Consider the following 17,757-nt stretch of genomic DNA (forward strand, 5'->3'; position numbering starts at 1 on the left):
TCCATTCTGGACTCCCCTGCTGTCCACCGTGCCGCTGCGGCAATCCAATGTGGATGAACCATTCATCCACCACCCCGGCTACCCATGAAAAAGGAGCAGGCATCTCGCCTGCTCCTTCTTACCGTTTGCTCCGTCCGGAAGGGATTAACAGCACCGGCCGGGACGCAGAATTTGCCTTCTTCAAGCGTCGCGTCTTGCTTGGGACCCGGCTCCCTGAAGCAATTGCCGCGGGTATAACCGCCGCGGGTGCGACCTGCAGCAGTCCGGCGCCTACCGCCTGCTTGCCTCCCGGAATCTGAAGCGCACTGGCTTCGAAACGTCGTTTAATTTCGGCCGGCCTCATCCTTGGGAACAGCGCCCTCAGCAATGCGGCTCCCCCCGTCACATGAGGAGCCGACATCGAAGTTCCCGACATCTTGCCGTACGTGCCTCCGGGCAATGTTGATAAAATATTGACGCCCGGCGCCGCGACGGAAATGCCGTTCCCCCGGCTCGAAAAATCGGCAACCCGGTTCGCTCGATCCGTCGCAGCAACGGCGATGGTCTCGGGATAACGGGCCGGGGCGTCGATCAGCGGGCTGAACATCGTCCCCTCGTTTCCCGCGGACGCCGAAATGACGGCCCCCCGCTTGGCTGCCCGTTTAATGGCGTCCTGCAGCGCCTTGTTATTGCCTGATCCGGTCAGCCCGAAACTCATGTTCATCACTTTAATTCCCCGTTTGAGGCACCAGTCGATCCCTTCCACAATGTCGGAAACAAAGCCGTTTCCATTTTGGTCCAACACCTTCACGGCGAACAGCTTGACTATGGGCGCATTGCCGAAAATTTTTTGCCGTCCGGTGGCTGCCGCGATGCCGGCCACATGTGTGCCGTGGCCGTTATCATCCTGAAACGATCCACCGGTAATCGTATTTACACCGCCCGCGATACACAGATCCGGATGTTTGGCGATGCCCGTGTCGATGATGGCCACCTTTACTCCTCGGCCCATCGTCCGGTTCCACAGCTCGGGCGACTTCACCCGGCTGACATTCCAGGGAATTTTGGCCGTGTCCACCAATGCGCTTTTCTTGGTGGCCTTGTTCACACCGCCGCGTTTGGCGGCGGCCGCTGGCTTGATCGCGTGCGCCTTCACTTTCGCGTCCCGCTGGACATAGGCGACGCAGGGATGCTGTTTTATTTTGTCCATATCCGTGGAGCGGTGAAAATGGCAGCAGATCAGCCGGTGGCTGTCCACGGCCTTCACCGGTTTGATTCCATTTGCGTTGAGTATATCAAGGCACTGCCGGTAATCCTGCTGCGTTTTGAACACGACGATCTGACGACTTGTTGTTTTGCTCGGACGGCTGACGGCCGTTTTTTTCAATAACTTCTCCAGCTGCTTCACTGTATGCACCTCATTTGGAGGATGTATTCCTGATAGAATATGTGACATCGCCCGCATTGGTGTGCTTTTGCCGTGTTACCTCAGCGTTAGCCCAGGGACAACCCAAACCGCAGGGAGAGTCATTATACCAAATGGTGCAGATACGCTGATATCTCCGTTCCGGTTCGCGGGGTGCACTCTGTGCCATGTTGGTATATGTCGGCGGGCTAAGCGATGTATTATCCACCTTGTCAGCCCATCTCTCCAGCAATCGTTAAGCATAAAAAAAGCCCCCGTCCTTCCTACGCAGCATTGGCGTAAGATAGACTGAGGGGCGTCACCGTTCTCAAATATTGTTCCTTCTATCATTATAATATAAAAATCCATCTCTTTGCTGACCTGTTAATTCGTTACCTCTTCGCTGCGATCTTACTGCTGATCCTTCGTCACCAGCTTCAGCGGCGCCGGGATCGACTTGTCGACCGTTTTGCCCTGCAGCACGTCCTTCGCCGCCTGCACGGCCATCTGGCCGATCAGCTCAGGCTGCTGTGCCACGGTGGCGGTCAGCTTGCCGGCTTTGATCGAGTTCAGCGCGTCTTCGTTGCCGTCGAACCCGATGACCGGGATATTTTTGCCGGAGCTTTGGATCGCTTCGATCGCGCCGAGCGCCATCTCGTCGTTGTGGGCAAAGACGGCTTGCACGTCCGGGTTGCCCTGCAGCAGGTTTTCCATGACGTTCAGACCTTTGGTCCGGTCAAAATCGGCCGCCTGCTTGGCAATGACGTTCAATTCGGTGTCGGCCACTTCGTGGAAGCCTTTGCCGCGTTCGCGGGTTGCGGATGCCCCCGGCACGCCTTCCAGCTCGATGACTTTGGCACCTTTGCCAAGCATCTTCACGATGTATTCGGCCGCCATTTTGCCACCCTTGACGTTATCCGATGCAACCAGCGCTTTGACGTCTCCTTTGTCTGAAGAACGGTCCAGCGTAATGACCGGAATCCCCAAATCGTTGGCGTTCTGCACGACCGTGGAAATCGCGGCGGAATCCGTCGGGTTGATCAGGAGCACGTTGACCCCTTTTTGGATCAGGTCGTCCACGTCATTGCTCTGCTTGGCCGAGTCGTTCTGGGCGTCGACGACGATCGTTTCCATGCCCTGCTTCTTGGCTTCGGCCACCACGCCGTCCTTCAGCGAGACGAAGAACGGATTGTTGAGCGTGGAGACGGACAAGCCGATTTTCATTTCCTTAATATCGCCGCCCGTTTTGGGTTTGGCCCATTCCGGCGGTTCCAGCGAACAGCCTGTGGTCAGAATCAACAAGAGTGCAGCTGCGATTAGCGTTAATTTTTTCATGATGATCTACTCCTTCTTATGCGGATTTCTTCCGGTCGATCAGGACGGCGATCAGAATGACGATCCCTTTGACGACCATTTGGTAAAAGGAAGAAACGCCGAGCAAATTCAGACCGTTGTTCAGTGTACCGATGATGAGCGCGCCGATCAGGGTGCCGACGATGCGTCCGCGTCCGCCGGACAAGCTCGTGCCGCCAAGGACGACCGCCGCGATGGCGTCAAGCTCGTAGGATGTACCCGCCGTCGGCTGTGCCGAGTTCAGGCGGGAGGTCAGGATGGCGCCGGCCAGAGCCGACAGCAGTCCTGCCAGGGAATAGATCATGATTTTTACGCGCGGTACCTTGATACCGGATACGATCGATGCTTTTTCGTTACCGCCGATGGCATAGGTTTTACGGCCAAATGGCGTTTTATTAAGAATGACCCACAGAATGACAAACGTAATGATCATCGTGATCGCCGGTACCGGGATACCGAGCTCGTATCCGCGTCCGAACAGCTGGAACAGCCGGCTGTCGCCAAGTCCTGTAATCGGGTTACCGTCCGTGTACACCATCGTCAAGCCTCTGAATACCGTCATCGTCGCCAGTGTAGCAATAAACGGCGCCATTTTACCTTTTGTAATGAGCAGGCCGTTCACCATACCCATCACGCCGCCGAGAAGACAGCCGATAATGATCGCCAGGATCGGATCAAACCCCGACACCAGCATATTGGCGACAAACGCACTGGACAATGCGAGAATCGAACCGACGGACAAATCGATGCCGCCTGTCAAGATGACGAAGGTCATGCCAAAAGCGATAAGCGCGTTGATCGACACCTGGCGAAGCAGGTTCAGAATGTTAAGCGGTTCCAAAAAGCTCGGATTCAGCACCGACACGATGATGATCAGAATGATCAACCCCAGCAGCGGGCCCAGCTTTTGCGTCACTTGCGATAGTTGGAAGCCTTTTGGCTTTTTAGCGTCTTGAATGGTTGTCATGTTACTGTCCCCCTGTTGCTAACGTCATTATTTTTTCCTGCGTGGCTTCTTCGCTGCTCAGTTCCCCGCTGATTTCGCCTTCATGGACGACCAGGATCCGGTCGCTCATGCCCAGCACCTCGGGCAGCTCAGAGGAAACCATAATAATTGCAACGCCGCGTTCGGTTAATTCGTTCATCAGTTGGTAAATTTCCCGCTTCGCCCCGACGTCGACCCCGCGTGTCGGCTCATCCAGGATGAGCACTTTCGGACCGATGCCGACCCATTTGGCGATGACGACCTTTTGCTGGTTACCGCCCGACAGGTCGCCTGCCGCGGTTTCCGCAGACTGCGTTTTGATCTGCAGCCGTTTGACCAGCAGGTCGACGAAGTCTTTTTCCCGTTTCCCGTTAATAAAGCCTTTGGACGTAAAGCCGGACAAGCTTGGCAGCACCATATTTTCCCGGATTGAAAAATCGAGCAGCAGCCCTTCATCCTTCCGGTCCTCGGTAATAAAGCCGATGCCGCGTTTGACCGCATCGTCAGGCTTGCGGATATGGGCTTTTTTGCCCTTAATCCATATTTCGCCGCTGTCCAAGTGATCGAGCCCGAACAGGGCACGCATGATCTCGGTCCGCCCCGAACCCATCAGGCCGGAGAAGCCGACGATCTCGCCGGAACGCACTTGAAAGCTGACGTTCTCAAACAATCCCTTGCGGGTGGCGTTCTTCACTTCGAGCACCACATCGCCGGGCGACGGGTTCCGGTGCGGGTAACGCTCGGTCAGCTCGCGGCCGACCATTTTTTTCACGACTTCGTCAAAGTTGGTATGCGGTATGTCCTTCGTATCCACCGTTTTACCGTCCCGCATGACTGTGATCCGGTCGCAGATTTCAAATATTTCTTCCATCCGGTGCGAAATATAGACAATGGAAACGCCTTCCTTTTTCAAGGCGGCAATGACGTCGAACAGCTTGCGGATCTCCCGCTCGGTCAGCGCGGCCGTCGGCTCGTCCATGACGATGACTTTGGCGTCGGTCATGAGCGCCTTGGCGATCTCGATCATCTGCTGCTGGCCTACCGAGCACTCCCCGGCTTCACGCTGGAAGGGGATGTCTACCGACAGCTTGTCGAATTGGGCCTTTGCCAGCGTTTTCATTTGTTTGGTGCTGAGCAGTCCCCACTTCGTGGTCATTTCCTTGCCGATAAACAGGTTTTCAATGACGGTCATGTCGGGCCAAATGTTCAATTCCTGGTGGATAAAAGCGATGCCCGCTTTTTCCGCTTCCTTCGGGTTTGGAAAATACGTCTCCTTGCCGTCGATCCGGATGACGCCCTCATCCCGCTGATGCAGACCGATGAGAATGTTCATCAGGGTGGACTTGCCGGCGCCGTTCTCCCCCATCAAGGCGTGAACTTCGCCTTCCCGAAGCTCAAAATCCACACCGCTCAGCACGTGGTTGGTGCCAAAGGATTTATAAATGCCTTGCATTTGTATGTGCATAAGGGTTCCTCCTCTTTATCCAAAATGAACGCCGGATTGCAGAATGCAGTTGGCGAACGGCTTGGCTTCTCCGGTCCGGATGACCGCCTTGGCTGTGCGGGTCAAAGCTTTAAACTGTTCGTGAGGCACGTCCTCAATCGGGCAATCCGCAAATGTATGGTCAATGTAAGCTTGCGCTTCTGGGTTATCCGTTTTCATTTCCGCGGCGACGATGACTTTTTCGATTTCCATGTCCTCCGCGATGGAACTCACGACCTCCTCAAAGCTCGGATTCCCAAGCTTCAGGGCGAGGTCGATTTTGGTGACCCCTTCGGGGATGGGAAGGCCCACATCGGCCACGACGATCGTGTCGGTATGGCCGAGGTCGGCGAGGACTTTGGCAATGTGACTGTTCAGCATCCCATGTTTTTTCATTACATGTTCTCCTCCACTTCTTGACGCGTCGGCATGCCGCCCTGCGCGCCGAACTTCATGACCGACAGCGAAGCGGCACGGTTGGCGAACCGGACACTGTCCGCAATCGGCTTGCCTTCAGCCAGCGCCACGGCAAAGGCCGCGTTAAATGTATCTCCGGCGCCGGTCGTATCGACGGCTTCGACTTTATAGGACGGAATCACAACCTCTTCCTGTCCGTCAAAATAACGTACACCGCTGCTGCCTTCGGTAATGAACAGCTTGTTCGGATACCGGCGCAGCGCTTCGGATACCCGGCCTTCGCCGAACATGATCGCAGCTTCGTGCTGATTCGGCGTGATGTACGCCGCGTTCTCGATCACTTCGTCCTTCACCGGACGCGCCGGCGCTGGATTCAGCAGCAGCGGGACGCCGTGCTCAGCACAGATCCGGCTTACGTGCTCCACCGTTTCTTCGGGAATTTCCTGCTGGATCAGCACCATATCGGCCGCGGTGATCGCTTGTACAGCCTGGTCGATATATGCCGGCGTGACCTCATCATTAGCTGCTTTAACAACAACGATACTGTTGTCCCCTTCGGCAAGCACGATGTGAGCCGTTCCGCTTTCCATATCTGTAACCGGTTCCACATAGTCTACAGAAACATGATTAGCTCGGAAATTGTTCAAAATGGCTTCGCCAAAGTGGTCGTCTCCCACCCGGCCGATCATGCAGACGCTCGCCCCGAGTCGGGCGGCTGCCACCGCCTGGTTGGCTCCCTTGCCTCCAGGCACGGTTTTAAAGCTCTCGCCGAGAACGGTCTCCCCCGCTCCCGGACGTTTGGACGATGTCACTACCAGGTCCATCGAGCTGCTTCCGATTACGCAAATGTTAGCCATCTTAATCCACCTTTCTGGTCGTATCCCGCTCTACAAAAGATACGGGCAGTTGTATATTTCGATTGTCCACTTTTCCCTGCTCGATCAGGCGGATCAGCAGCAGCGCCGCTTCCTTGCCCATATCGTAGGCCGGCTGCCGGATCGTTGACAGCGACGGGGAGAGCAGGCTGCTGAGCGGGATATCGTCAAAACCGATCACCTGCACATCCTCCGGCACGCGCTTGCCGAGGCGCTGAGCCTCATGCAAAACGGCGGTCGCCACGATATCGTTGCTGGCGATGACCCCGTCGGTGTCGAGATGCTTGGCGAACAGCTCTTTGGCCCAGCTTTCCGCTTCCGCAAAGGAAAAGGACGAAGTCTGAATGATGTTGTAGTCGATCCCCGCTTCCTCAAGTACCTCCACGGCGCCTTGGAACCGGTCCTGGGCGGGACGGATATGTACAGGTCCGCGCAGGACCGTGATCCGCTTACTGCCGCGGGCGATCATTTCTTGGGCGGCCAGCCGTCCGCCCTTGCGTCCGTCCGAGTAAACCGACGGACTGTCGCTGGACGTCCGGTCCAGAAACACGACGGGGATGTTCAGCTTGGCGTATATATCCGAATCCGGACGGTTGGTTGAAGAGATGACGCCGACCACGTTATTTTGAATGAAGGTCTGAATGTATTCCTGTTCCTTTTGCTCGTTCTCGTCACTATTGCCGAAAATGATGCGGAATTCGTTAGCCTGCATGCCGTCCTCCACGCCCCGCGCCAGTTGCGGGAAGTAGGGGTTCGTAATGTCAGGCAGCAAAAGTCCGATCAGCCTCGACTTGCGTTTGTATAATGATCTTGCAACCTCGTTTGGCGCATAATTCAACGCTCGAACCGCGTCTTCCACTTTCTTGCGGGTATCGGCGTGTACGTATCCTGTTTCATTAATGCACCGGGATACGGTCGCGACCGAAACCCCTGCATGGCGTGCTACATCTTTTATCGTTACCATCTGTTATAATCACCTCGAAATGTGGAACCGGTTACACACATAAAATAACACATCACTTTTCTTTTGACAATAGCGCTTTCAAAAGTTTTTGATTGGATAATTTTTGCAGATGGCATAAAAGGCAGGCGCGGTGCGGAAAAATAAGCGGAGGATACTTGGTGTGCTCTGTGCCGTATAGTTGTGAAAGAAGCAGCTATTTGGGGAGCGCCGCTCCCCCCATTCATCAATAGATGTAAAAAACAGCAAAGAGCAATTATTTGCAGTCAAACAGTCTGCTTTGGCGAACAACGGAAAAAGTGCAGTTCATTTCCGATTCACTGGCTTGCGGCCGTTTCACCGGAAATGAACTGCACTTCTGCATGCACTTATGCAACTAGTTAGCTTGTAACGCTCTGTTTTGCCAAACAAGAGTAAATTTCAGGTACTTCGAGGCACTATGCCCCTTGCCACATAAACTTTCTTCATTCGTGCTTCATGCCTGCTTTATTCCTGCTTCGTCCTGCCTCATTCCTGCTTCATTCCGGACCGCTCCACCCATACGATCTCCGCCTGCGGATCGGCTTTGCGAACTACCGCCTTGAAGCGCGGCACATCCAGCAGATGCACACTGTACATCAATCGAGTCTGAGCGGAAACCCGCGTGTAGTCGCTGTCACGATCAATCTCATGATCACGGTCATGGCCGATCCCGGCATCATTCCACGCGAGTCCTTCAAGCCGCAGCCGGCTTTTCATTTCGGCTTCCACCTGCCGGGGATTCGCCGTCGTCACGCCGGCTAATCGGCGAAACCCGAATATGACGATCCCGGCGGTTTCATACGCCGCCAGGCAGGCGAACGCGGAGTACAGCGTCCGCTCCCACCCCAAAGCCGCGCCGGCGGTGACCAGCACCAGGGCGTGACAGAGCAATAGCAGCCGCTCCACGGAGATGGCCGGGCGGGTGCCCGCCTGAATCCCGGCCGATCGGATGCGGTCGGTTTTTTCAAGGCCAAGCGCGTCCAGAAGGCCGCCTGATTTGACGGCCAGCCCGCCGCCGAAGCCAAGGCACAGGCCGCCTGCCAGCGCGGCAATGACCGGTTCACCGCTGACGGCTGGCAGCGGCGCCAGCAGGAACGCCGACCCGGCAAATGCAAGCAGCCCCGGGAGCACCTGGAGTAATATTTTTTTTCGGCCCAGAAGTGAATAAAAGAACAGCAGCGGCAAATTGAACAGCACCAGCAGCATCCCGAAATGATTATCGGTGTGAAACGACACCAGGCCGGAAATCCCGGTGACGCCGCCGGCGATCAGCTCGTGCGGATGCAGAAACAGCTCAACGCCGATTGAAGCGGCGATGCCGCCGATCACCGATTTGAGAATGGCATGCTTGCTGTTTCTGCCGGAAGCTCCAAATGTTTTTCTCATGACCATACGGCCTGCTTGATCGGATCATGCATAACCTTCCCTCCCTAAACTGAAATGGAAGTCCATTGGATGGGATCGCATTTACCCAAACATTCGTTAGTCTTATCCAGCCACTTTACCCTCGCGAACAATGGAACTAGCCTTGCAGCATTCTTTCGGCTTTTTACAGCGCCTCTTCCTTCTGAATCCCCGGTTTTCGGTCCTTAAATTTGATCCAGCGGTTCAAGAAGGTAAAAATCGATTTCGACTGCTTGGTCAGCAGCGGACCCAGGATGGCCAGGATCAGCACGTAGATCGCCGAGAATGGCTGGAGGATTTCCATCAGGCCGCCGTCTTTGCCCAGATTCGCCATTATGATCGAAAATTCGCCCCGCGAGACGATCGTCAGCCCGATGTTAGCCGATGCTTTGGGAGACAGCGAAGCCGTGCGTCCGGCCAGCATGCCCGCACTAAAGTTCCCGATCAGCGTCACAATGACCGCTGCCAGCGCAAGCCATATGGCACTTCCGCCCAAGGACATCGGATCAATGGACAGGCCGAAGCTGAAGAAAAAGATCGCTCCGAAAAAATCCCGGAACGGCATGATCAAATGCTCGATCCGCTTGGCGTGTTCCGTTTCGGCCAGCACCAGCCCGACCAACAGCGCCCCGATCGCCTCGGCCACGTGGATCGTTTCGGAAAAGCCGGCGACCAGAAACAGCGCGCCGAAAATGACCAGGGCAAACAGCTCGTTGGAACGGATCCGCAGCCATTTGTTCAGATAAGGCACCGCTTTTCGCCCGAGAATGATGACGGCGAGCATAAACCCGAGCGACACAAGTGCCGACAGCAGCACGCCGCCGATCGAGCTGGAGTCGCTGAGCACAAACCCGGACAGAATCGAGATATACACAGCGAGGAAGACGTCCTCGAACATGATGATGCCGAGAATCATTTCGGTTTCTGCATTGGCGGTCCGTTTCAGGTCCACCAGCACCTTCGCTACGATCGCGCTGGACGAAATCGTCGTAATTCCCGCGATAATCAGCGTCTCGGCGAGCGGAAACCCGCTGAAAAATCCGAGCATCAGCCCAAGCGTAAAATTAATGCCGATATATATTGAACCGCCCACAGCGATCGACCGACCCGACTTGATCAGCCGGCCGACGGAGAATTCGAGCCCGAGGTAGAACAGCAGGAACAAAACGCCGATCCGTCCCATAAAATCGATAAACGGCGCGCTGTCGATAAACCGGAAATCGAAATGCCACAGCTCCATCGCATGCGGACCTACCGCCATGCCGATCAGGATATAGAACGGGATCACCGAAAACCGCAGCTTTGCCGAGATCAGTCCCCCCAGTGCAATGAGGACTAGCGCTAAACCAATTTCAAATACCAAATGCTCCATCCTTTCACCCGCTTCCGTTCATTAGAATTTGTTTGAACCGCTTTTGCTGCTCCCGTTCTCCGATGGCGACAACCGTCGCCTCCGCGTTCAGCACGGCTTCCGGGCCGGGATTCACTTGTTTGCCGTTACGTTTATCCAGCAGCGCGATCACCGAAACCCCGGCATTTTGCCGGATGTTCAGCTCACCGATCGTTTTTCCCGTGCATCCATAAGGGGGCTCGATCCGGTACCACTCGATCGTCAGCTCGTCAAACGCCATTTCCACCCGTTCGAGCTGCTTCGGTTTGTACGTCATACCGCCGACAAGAGCGGCCAGCTGCCGCGCCTCCGGATCTTCCAGGGTCACCATCGAGATGCTTTGGTCCAAATCCTCGTACGAAAAATGGTACAGCTCACGCCGGCCGTCATCATGAATGACCACGACCATCCGGTCGCCGCTGGCGGTATCCATTACATATTTCATCCCGATTCCGGGCAATACAGACTCACGAATATCCATGAGAATAGCCTCCTGTAATTACATGTTTATATTTGAGAAACATTTCACATATTATTGGGTTACTGCAAGTAGCAGAATGCCACGTTTTTTCGAAAAAGCGCAAGGCAACCGCAACAAAACACACTCAGACTATATGCTGCCGTAACAAAGGTATACAATTTGCCATCAAAGCCATTGCAATCCGCAGCAAATCCAGCACTGCATCAAAGCCCAAAAAGCCTGGCTGATCCACCATAAAAAAACAACGAAATAAGCCTAATCCATTTCACTAATCATGCATAATCCAGCCAATGCAGCAAAAAACAAACCATTCAACCTTAAATTGTGTCAAAAATGCCAATGCGGAAATTCCTTCTAACCTCAAAGACCAGCTCTTCTTAAGAGCGCAGGACTTCTTCACACGTCAGCCAACACAACGGCATTGCCACACGCAGCGAACAGCAGCTATCACAGAGCTAAGCCGTCCTGCGGTCTTTCATCGATTTTTGGGTACACGAAACGAACCGTCCCGCTATCGGCTTTTTTACTGTCCAGGTTCGAGAATGCCCCGGCGCATGCCAATAAGGAACCGTCTATTCAGGAAGGAGATTAAGCCACATAACTCGAGGTAAATTTTATCGGAAGCAGCAGTAAATATTTTTTACGGAGAAAAACACACGGAACAAAGGGCAGCCGCGGTTTCGGAATACGCAGCACAAGCAGCAGCGGCAGCACAAAACAGAGAGGAAGCGCTGACGCCAGCATGATCAGTCTCTGCATGAGGGTTGGCGTTTTCCGTACGAGCGGTTTGCTTGGAGGATCGATCCGGCTGTACACCGTCTCGGTTTCCGTCGAACTTGCAGGGGAGGTAAACACTTCTTCTTCCAGGGAAACGGGAAAGGTTGCCATCTGAATGACACCCAGAACGACAATGAACATCATCCGAAGTCTATTCATCCATGCTGCCATCCTATCCCCCCTCTTGTGAAAAATTCATATATGATTATTCTAACACAAATTAGAGGATGTCTTCAAACCGATGGACAAGCTGAGACAAGCTGTGAACACCCTGATAAAAATTTTTGATCGATTTTGAAGGGCTGACGCAAGCGGTTGCCTCGATACCAGAACTCCAGAGGTGATGACCTAGACAGCATCAGCAGTAGGACCAAAAAACCGGCGGAACCAAGGAGTTCCACCGGTTTTCTTCACAATCTCACCAGAAAACATACATAAAGGCTTATTCCGTCCAGGTCACCGCGATCTCGATCCCTTCCGGTACGCCGGGGTATTGGATCAAGACTGTTTTTGAAACGGGATCATAGGCACAGGACGCCGGCTGTCCCGCTGCCGTCACTGCCGACGGTTCAGCCGGAACGCGAATACGCGTGCTGACCGTCATTTCGGAAGGGGACTCGGAGACGAATGTCAGCTTGCCTTCGAGGTACTGCTCCTCGCGAATCCGGGATGCGCTGACAAGAATGACTGGCTGGTCCTGCAACTGTGCCGCCGAATGGTCCAGATCATACAGAAGGCGGTTATCACCGGGCTGAAGCTCCACGCGGCTCAGCACGGGCAGCTCCGGATCAAAGAGATCGACGAACGCCCCTTCGAGCTGTGCCGCCGGCTCCGCGGCATCGCGCTCGTCGAGCGCGTGCGCGATCACATACGGACCGCGCCGGATGTGAAGCAGGCCGCTCTCAAGGTACGCGTCCTGCTCCCCGCGGAACTGAAGCGCCTGACGCACGCTGCTCCGCACCTGCTCGGCGCCTTCCTCCGAGCGGGACAATTCCGCAGGATGCTGCCGGTAGTACAGCACCGCCCCATCGCCGACGCGGTGCTCTCCTTCGCCCGGGTTACGCCCCAGCCCCATCGACTCGAACAGATGCTCTTCCGGCCGGTCATAGGCGCGGCCGGCGTCGCGGTTCCACCATTCCTGCACGTTGTGGAAAGGATCGCTCCCGTCGCCGTAATAGATCAATACGCCTCCCTCGCGGACCCACTGCCCGAGTACCTGATGAATGCCGGGATGCTCCGGCTTCATCAGCTCGTAGCTCAGCAGCAGCACGCGGTAATCCGCCAAATATCCGGGAAAGGTCAGGATATTGTCCAGCTGGACCGGCCGCAGCGGAATGCCTGCTTTGACAAGTGGCAGCGCCATCCCGTAAAAGGCGGACCAATCCAGCAGCTCCTGCTGCGCTTCGCTCAGCTCTTCCGTACCGGAGGTGCCGTCGTACTTAAACTCCTGTTTGCGTCCGTCTTCGTCCGGATCGACGTCGCCCCGCTGATACATCGCGGAGTTCGCCAGCAGAACGCCAACGCCGGTCGTCGCCTCGCCTTCCTGCACATCCCCGTCATACCGGTGAATGTCACGCAGCACGTTCATGACGGTAAGCAGGGACGTTTTATAGCCTGCCGGAATAACTTCTTTGCCGCTGCCGCCCTCTTTCGGATACCCCAGTTCGAACACCCGCCAAGGCCAAGGGCATACCTCGTATTGGGACACACCCGGATGCAGCAGCGAGGCCACGACGGTCGAGCGGTAATTGTACGCGTAATCCTTCCACGTATAGCGCGGATTGTCCTCGATCGGGTCGTGAAGGAACCACATTTCGCGGCCCGTGCCTCGGGTCAGCTCCTGCATGACGCCATACTCCAGGAACGCCGTTTCAAAGGTGCGCTCCTTGCGGACACCCTTATAGACGTTTGCGGTCCGGGCGGTTCCCGTCCAGATTTGGGCGATAAAGCCGTCGCAGGCCGGCATGTTCACGAGCAGCGCTTCCGGGCTGATGATCCGCCACTGCGTGTAGTTGATCAGGCTGTGCGTCGGGACATAGAAGCGGACCGTGCGCCCGTAGTGAACAAGCGCATACTCTTTCATCTGGCTGCAGATCCGGTCCAGCGCCCGGTAATACACATACGCTTTCAGCTTGGAAGCGCGGTATTGGGCGTCGGGCGACGAGTGCGGAGGAATCCAATCTTCACCGTAGTAGTTCCGCCACTCCCGCTTGAAGGCTTCGGAGTAACCCGAAGCCGCCCAGAATTCCGGCTCCTCCATATGGATAGCCTCCACGCCGCTGTCGATCGCCCGCTTGATGTGTGTCGCCAAATACTCGGCGAACGAGACGGTCGGCACCATGTACGGGACGTCCTTGCCGTGGCTTACCTGATCCCCCGCCCGGTTGACCTGGGCTTCGTCCCAGTGATTGCGCCCGTCGAAGCGGCCATACAAATAATCCTGGTACTCCCCCCATGATACGCCGGTCATCAGATGAATCGTGTATCCTGCCTGCTTCCAGCCTTGAATGCGCTCCGGTAAATCATCCGATATGCCGTAGACCATAACGAAATCCGTGCGGAGATCATACTTCGGCCCGTAAGGACGGGATTCCTGAAATCCCGTCCACTCCGGTCCTTTGCTTCCCAATCGGCTGCTCAAGGGTGAACCCTCCTTTAGTTAGGCATCGACAATTTGACGACTTCTTTCCCTTTCAGTTCTTCGTTGACATACTTCATGGCGTCATCGTAACCCGTGTTCTTGATCTGCTCGCGAAGGTCGTTGATCACCTTCAGGGCCGCATCGTCCGACTTGGCGAAGATCGCCTGCTTCCATACGTCGCCGATTTGGTCCATGGACGGCTTCAGCGTCTCCCATTGCGGCGATTTGGTAATCACATCCCCCGGATTGAAGGCGGAAATGACGCTGATACCGTTCGGACGCAAAATTTTACGCGCGTTGTCCATCGCTTTCAGGCGTTCCTGGTCTGCCCAAATGTCTCCGCCGCCGACCGAATTAATACGGTCCATGCCGGTCATATTTTCCAGACCGATGCTGATGCCTTCGTTCTTCTTCGCCTTGCCCGTCGTGTCCGCCGTAAACTTGTCGAACCATTCCTGCTTGGCGGCCGGTTTGCCGTCAACCATATCCCAATGCGTCCCTTGAATGCCGTAATGCACCAGCATAAAGCCTTCGTCGGAAGCGAGGAAATCGAGCAGCTTCAGCGCGGCGTCGACATTTTTGGCCTTTTTCGTGATGACGGTAACGTTATTTCCTTGAATGTTCAGGTCGACCGGACGGTTCGGTTCAGCTCCGGCCCGCTCGAGAGGTCCGACAGGGACGTAATCGCTGCCCGGATGCGCTTTCACATATTCCTTGGAAGCGTCCAGAATGGCTGGGTAGTGCGCCGACAGTACCGCGATGCGCCCCTGCTTGATTTTCTCGTTCGCGATCGGGTCGGTCTGCGTAAAAGCATCCGGATCCAGCAGTCCTTCGGATATCAGCTTGCGGTAATACAGCGTGTAATCCTCGTAAGCCTTCGTGAAGAACACATGCTCCAGCGTGCCGTCGCCTTTATCCTGGTAATCGGCCCCGTAGAACATTGTATTCCCGATACCTACCGCCCATCCGTCATGGAAGCCGCCGAGCGGAATGACCGGTGCGCCGTTTTCGCTCAGATTGGCGTCCTTGATCTTTTTCAGGAAATTGTAGAAATCGTCCTTGGTCTTCACGGACTGCGGATCGACTCCGATCTTATCGGCAATGTCCTTCCGCACGTAAAATCCGTACAGCCAGTCGTTGACGTCCTTGTCGGTGGCCGGCTGGTTCTGGTACAGCATGTACTTCTTGCCGTCAATCCCGCCGATCGCTTTTTCGTACAGCGCCGGCGGCACGTTTTCCTTGGCGATTGCCTTGGCCAGGTTCGGATACTGGTCGATTTTGTCCGTCAAATCCACAAGCTGGCCTTCTTTAGCTGCCTTGATGATACCGTCCAGCTCGCCGCCCCAGGCAGGTCCGGTATAAATGTCCGGCAGGTCCTGCGTCGCAAAAATCGTGTTCACTTTCTCGGCCTCGCTGCCTTTCGTGTAGTCGATTTTTACCTTGATACCGGTTTTCTCCTCGATCGCTTTGAGTACAGGGTTCGTTTCCGAATCGGAGCCTGAGGAACCGTTCCAGTTATTCAGCACCGTGAGCGTAACCGTCTTGGAGTCCGCGCCTTTGTCTCCCCCGTCCGCACTGTCGCTGCTGCCGCTGCTGCTGCAGCCGTACAGCATGCCGGATATCAGGGTAAACGCCATCAGAGAAGCTGCCAATGTAAACCGCTTTTTTCTCATATGAACCCTCCCAATTTGAATGAATGTATATGATATAGTCCCGCATGCAGGACGTCTATCCTTACCCTTTGACGGATCCGATCATCGTTCCCTTGACAAAATAGCGCTGCAGGAACGGATAGATACACAGGATCGGAAACACGGTAATGACGAGCAGTGCCATCCGGAGCGATTCCGGCGTAGCCCCCGCCGCGCTGACATTGACGGTTTGTCCACCCTGCTGCGCAGCCCGCTGCATTGAGGACGACAGCGCCTCCGCTTCGGTCAGCATTTGCTGAAGCAGCGTCTGCACCGGGATGAGGCTTTTGTTGGACACATAATAGGTGCCAGTGAACCAGTCGTTCCAGTGCATCACGCCGACGAACAGCGAAATGGTCGCCAGTACAGGACCGGACAGCGGCAGTATGATGCGCATGAAGATTTGGAAATCGCCCAAGCCGTCAATCCGGGCGGCTTCTTCGAGCTCTTCCGGGATGCCTTGTATAAACGTCCGAATGATGACGATATGCATAAAATTGAACAGGAACGGAATGACATACACCCAGAAGTTGTTGATCAGGTGAAGCTTCTGCAGCGTAATGAAATACGGGATAAAGCCTGCGCTGAAAATCGTGGGCAGAAAAATATAAAAGGTGAAAAACGTGCGCCCGGGCAGCGTTTTTTTGGCCAAGGCATAGGCCATCAGCGTACTGAGCAGCACGCTAAGCACCGTGCCGAGCAGCGTCCGTAAAATCGTGATTTTATAAGCCTGCCAAATCTGCGGATTATCGAACACCTGGGCGTAATTGTCCAGCGTGAATTTCCGCGGAAAGAAATACAGAGCCCCCATCATGGAATCTTTACCGTCATTAAGCGAGTACACAAGCACGTATATGAACGGATATATCATGGAAAAGGCGAACAGCGTAAGCAGGAAATAATTCAATACGGTAAACCAGGAAAACGATCGTTTCTCCACGTAGGTCTCCTCCTTAGAACAGTGATACGTCGCTGACCTTCCGCGCAATCCTGTTGACAGTAACGATCAGGACCAGCGCAATCAGGCTCTGGAACAAGCCGACAGCCGCCGCATAGCTTAGCCGGCCCTGCTGGATGCCCTGAGTGATGACATGGACGTCGAGCACGCTGCCAATGGCTGCGGTGGATGGACCGTTCAGAAGCAGAAGCTGTTCGAAGCCCGCGCTCATCAGGCTTCCCGTTGCCAGAATGAACAGAATGACCGCAACGTTGCGGATGCCCGGCAGGGTCACGTGCCAAATCAGGCGGAAACGGCCGGCGCCGTCGATTTTCGCCGCTTCATACAGCTGCTGGTCAATGCCCGCAATGGCCGCCATGTAGATGATCGAGTTCCAGCCGATGTTCTTCCAAACATCCGAGCCGATAATGACTTCATAGAACCACGAAGTGTTGTACAGAAATTGGATCGGCTCTACGCCCATCGACGACAGCAGGTCGTTGACCGGCCCGCCATAGGTAGCGAAGAGGCGCTGCATCAAGGTGACGACGACGATCCAGGAAATGAAATAAGGTAAATAGGATAAAGTTTGAACGGTCTTCTTGAATTTCAGATTTCGGATTTCATTGAGGAGGATCGCAAGGATGATGGGCATCGGAAATCCGATGATCAGTTTCATCAGGCTGATGATGATGGTGTTGCGGATAATGTCTGTCGATTGGTAATAATCAAAGAACTGCTTGAAGTATTTCAATCCCGCCCATGGGCTGCCGGTAAAACCGCCCACGAACGTATAGTCGCGGAAGGCGACCTGAATCCCGTAAAGCGGAACGTAGGAGAACAGAAAAAACCAGATGATCCCCGGAAGCATGAACAAGTAAAACAACTTATGCTTCCAGATCCGCTTCCACAGTGTTGACGAACTCATAAGCTCCACCTCTGTTTTCGGATAGTTTG

Annotated in this window: 15 protein-coding genes; all 15 read right to left on the bottom strand. The window is 55.0% G+C overall.

The window, feature by feature from the left end; genetic code table 11:
• Positions 1 to 118: 118 nt before the first annotated feature.
• Positions 119 to 1,387: a S8 family peptidase gene (locus C7820_RS11135; protein WP_181909000.1), complete on the bottom strand. Its 1,269-nt coding sequence runs from the start codon at positions 1,385 to 1,387 to the stop codon at positions 119 to 121.
• 408 nt (positions 1,388 to 1,795) lie between these two features.
• Positions 1,796 to 2,719 (bottom strand): ribose ABC transporter substrate-binding protein RbsB, encoded by a 924-nt coding sequence (gene rbsB / locus C7820_RS11140; RefSeq protein WP_089546759.1) that lies wholly within the window; start codon positions 2,717 to 2,719, stop codon positions 1,796 to 1,798.
• 16 nt (positions 2,720 to 2,735) lie between these two features.
• On the bottom strand, positions 2,736 to 3,704 hold the full coding sequence (rbsC, locus tag C7820_RS11145) for a ribose ABC transporter permease RbsC (protein ID WP_076167363.1): 969 nt from the start codon (positions 3,702 to 3,704) through the stop codon (positions 2,736 to 2,738).
• Between the two features lies 1 nt (position 3,705).
• A complete protein-coding gene (locus tag C7820_RS11150; RefSeq protein WP_116230994.1) occupies positions 3,706 to 5,187 on the bottom strand; it encodes a sugar ABC transporter ATP-binding protein in 1,482 nt (493 codons plus the stop codon).
• Between the two features lie 15 nt (positions 5,188 to 5,202).
• On the bottom strand, positions 5,203 to 5,601 hold the full coding sequence (rbsD, locus tag C7820_RS11155) for a D-ribose pyranase (protein ID WP_116230995.1): 399 nt from the start codon (positions 5,599 to 5,601) through the stop codon (positions 5,203 to 5,205).
• The gene (gene rbsK, locus C7820_RS11160; protein WP_116230996.1) at positions 5,601 to 6,479 is read right to left on the bottom strand and encodes a ribokinase; all 879 of its coding nucleotides are present in this window, start codon (positions 6,477 to 6,479) and stop codon (positions 5,601 to 5,603) included. Before rbsK ends, rbsD begins: the two co-directional genes overlap by 1 nt.
• Before the next feature lies 1 nt (position 6,480).
• Complete coding sequence (locus tag C7820_RS11165; RefSeq protein ID WP_116230997.1) at positions 6,481 to 7,461, bottom strand: LacI family DNA-binding transcriptional regulator; 981 nt, start codon at positions 7,459 to 7,461, stop codon at positions 6,481 to 6,483.
• A gap of 504 nt (positions 7,462 to 7,965) precedes the next feature.
• On the bottom strand, positions 7,966 to 8,865 hold the full coding sequence (locus C7820_RS11170; RefSeq protein ID WP_116231731.1) for a YitT family protein: 900 nt from the start codon (positions 8,863 to 8,865) through the stop codon (positions 7,966 to 7,968).
• Positions 8,866 to 9,028: 163 nt separating this feature from the next.
• On the bottom strand, positions 9,029 to 10,255 hold the full coding sequence (locus tag C7820_RS11175) for a cation:proton antiporter (protein ID WP_076167377.1): 1,227 nt from the start codon (positions 10,253 to 10,255) through the stop codon (positions 9,029 to 9,031).
• Between the two features lie 4 nt (positions 10,256 to 10,259).
• On the bottom strand, positions 10,260 to 10,754 hold the full coding sequence (locus C7820_RS11180; protein WP_116230998.1) for a cation:proton antiporter regulatory subunit: 495 nt from the start codon (positions 10,752 to 10,754) through the stop codon (positions 10,260 to 10,262).
• 588 nt (positions 10,755 to 11,342) lie between these two features.
• Positions 11,343 to 11,690: a hypothetical protein gene (locus tag C7820_RS11185; RefSeq protein WP_143811838.1), complete on the bottom strand. Its 348-nt coding sequence runs from the start codon at positions 11,688 to 11,690 to the stop codon at positions 11,343 to 11,345.
• A gap of 283 nt (positions 11,691 to 11,973) precedes the next feature.
• Positions 11,974 to 14,172, bottom strand: coding sequence for a hypothetical protein (locus C7820_RS11190; protein WP_116230999.1), 2,199 nt, complete (start codon positions 14,170 to 14,172; stop codon positions 11,974 to 11,976).
• 14 nt (positions 14,173 to 14,186) lie between these two features.
• Positions 14,187 to 15,845 carry an extracellular solute-binding protein gene (locus C7820_RS11195; protein ID WP_116231000.1) on the bottom strand — a complete coding sequence of 553 codons (1,659 nt, stop codon included), beginning with the start codon at positions 15,843 to 15,845 and terminating at the stop codon, positions 14,187 to 14,189.
• A gap of 61 nt (positions 15,846 to 15,906) precedes the next feature.
• Positions 15,907 to 16,803 carry a carbohydrate ABC transporter permease gene (locus C7820_RS11200; protein ID WP_076167385.1) on the bottom strand — a complete coding sequence of 299 codons (897 nt, stop codon included), beginning with the start codon at positions 16,801 to 16,803 and terminating at the stop codon, positions 15,907 to 15,909.
• A gap of 13 nt (positions 16,804 to 16,816) precedes the next feature.
• Positions 16,817 to 17,728 carry an ABC transporter permease gene (locus C7820_RS11205; protein ID WP_089546755.1) on the bottom strand — a complete coding sequence of 304 codons (912 nt, stop codon included), beginning with the start codon at positions 17,726 to 17,728 and terminating at the stop codon, positions 16,817 to 16,819.
• Between the last annotated feature and the right edge of the window lie 29 nt (positions 17,729 to 17,757).

This window comes from Paenibacillus sp. VMFN-D1 (assembly GCF_003386155.1).
GTDB classification, from domain to species: domain Bacteria; phylum Bacillota; class Bacilli; order Paenibacillales; family Paenibacillaceae; genus Paenibacillus_AQ; species Paenibacillus_AQ favisporus.

What these genes read in the sequence shown, in the direction of transcription:
- C7820_RS11150 (WP_116230994.1), bottom strand. Translation starts at nt 5,187, where the DNA reads ATGCACATACAAATGCAAGGCATTTATAAATCCTTTGGCACCAACCAC.
- C7820_RS11185 (WP_143811838.1), bottom strand. Translation starts at nt 11,690, where the DNA reads ATGAATAGACTTCGGATGATGTTCATTGTCGTTCTGGGTGTCATTCAG.
- C7820_RS11165 (WP_116230997.1), bottom strand. Translation starts at nt 7,461, where the DNA reads ATGGTAACGATAAAAGATGTAGCACGCCATGCAGGGGTTTCGGTCGCG.
- C7820_RS11170 (WP_116231731.1), bottom strand. Translation starts at nt 8,865, where the DNA reads ATGAGAAAAACATTTGGAGCTTCCGGCAGAAACAGCAAGCATGCCATT.
- C7820_RS11180 (WP_116230998.1), bottom strand. Translation starts at nt 10,754, where the DNA reads ATGGATATTCGTGAGTCTGTATTGCCCGGAATCGGGATGAAATATGTA.
- rbsB (WP_089546759.1), bottom strand. Translation starts at nt 2,719, where the DNA reads ATGAAAAAATTAACGCTAATCGCAGCTGCACTCTTGTTGATTCTGACC.
- rbsD (WP_116230995.1), bottom strand. Translation starts at nt 5,601, where the DNA reads ATGAAAAAACATGGGATGCTGAACAGTCACATTGCCAAAGTCCTCGCC.
- C7820_RS11195 (WP_116231000.1), bottom strand. Translation starts at nt 15,845, where the DNA reads ATGAGAAAAAAGCGGTTTACATTGGCAGCTTCTCTGATGGCGTTTACC.
- C7820_RS11205 (WP_089546755.1), bottom strand. Translation starts at nt 17,728, where the DNA reads ATGAGTTCGTCAACACTGTGGAAGCGGATCTGGAAGCATAAGTTGTTT.
- rbsK (WP_116230996.1), bottom strand. Translation starts at nt 6,479, where the DNA reads ATGGCTAACATTTGCGTAATCGGAAGCAGCTCGATGGACCTGGTAGTG.
- rbsC (WP_076167363.1), bottom strand. Translation starts at nt 3,704, where the DNA reads ATGACAACCATTCAAGACGCTAAAAAGCCAAAAGGCTTCCAACTATCG.
- C7820_RS11175 (WP_076167377.1), bottom strand. Translation starts at nt 10,255, where the DNA reads ATGGAGCATTTGGTATTTGAAATTGGTTTAGCGCTAGTCCTCATTGCA.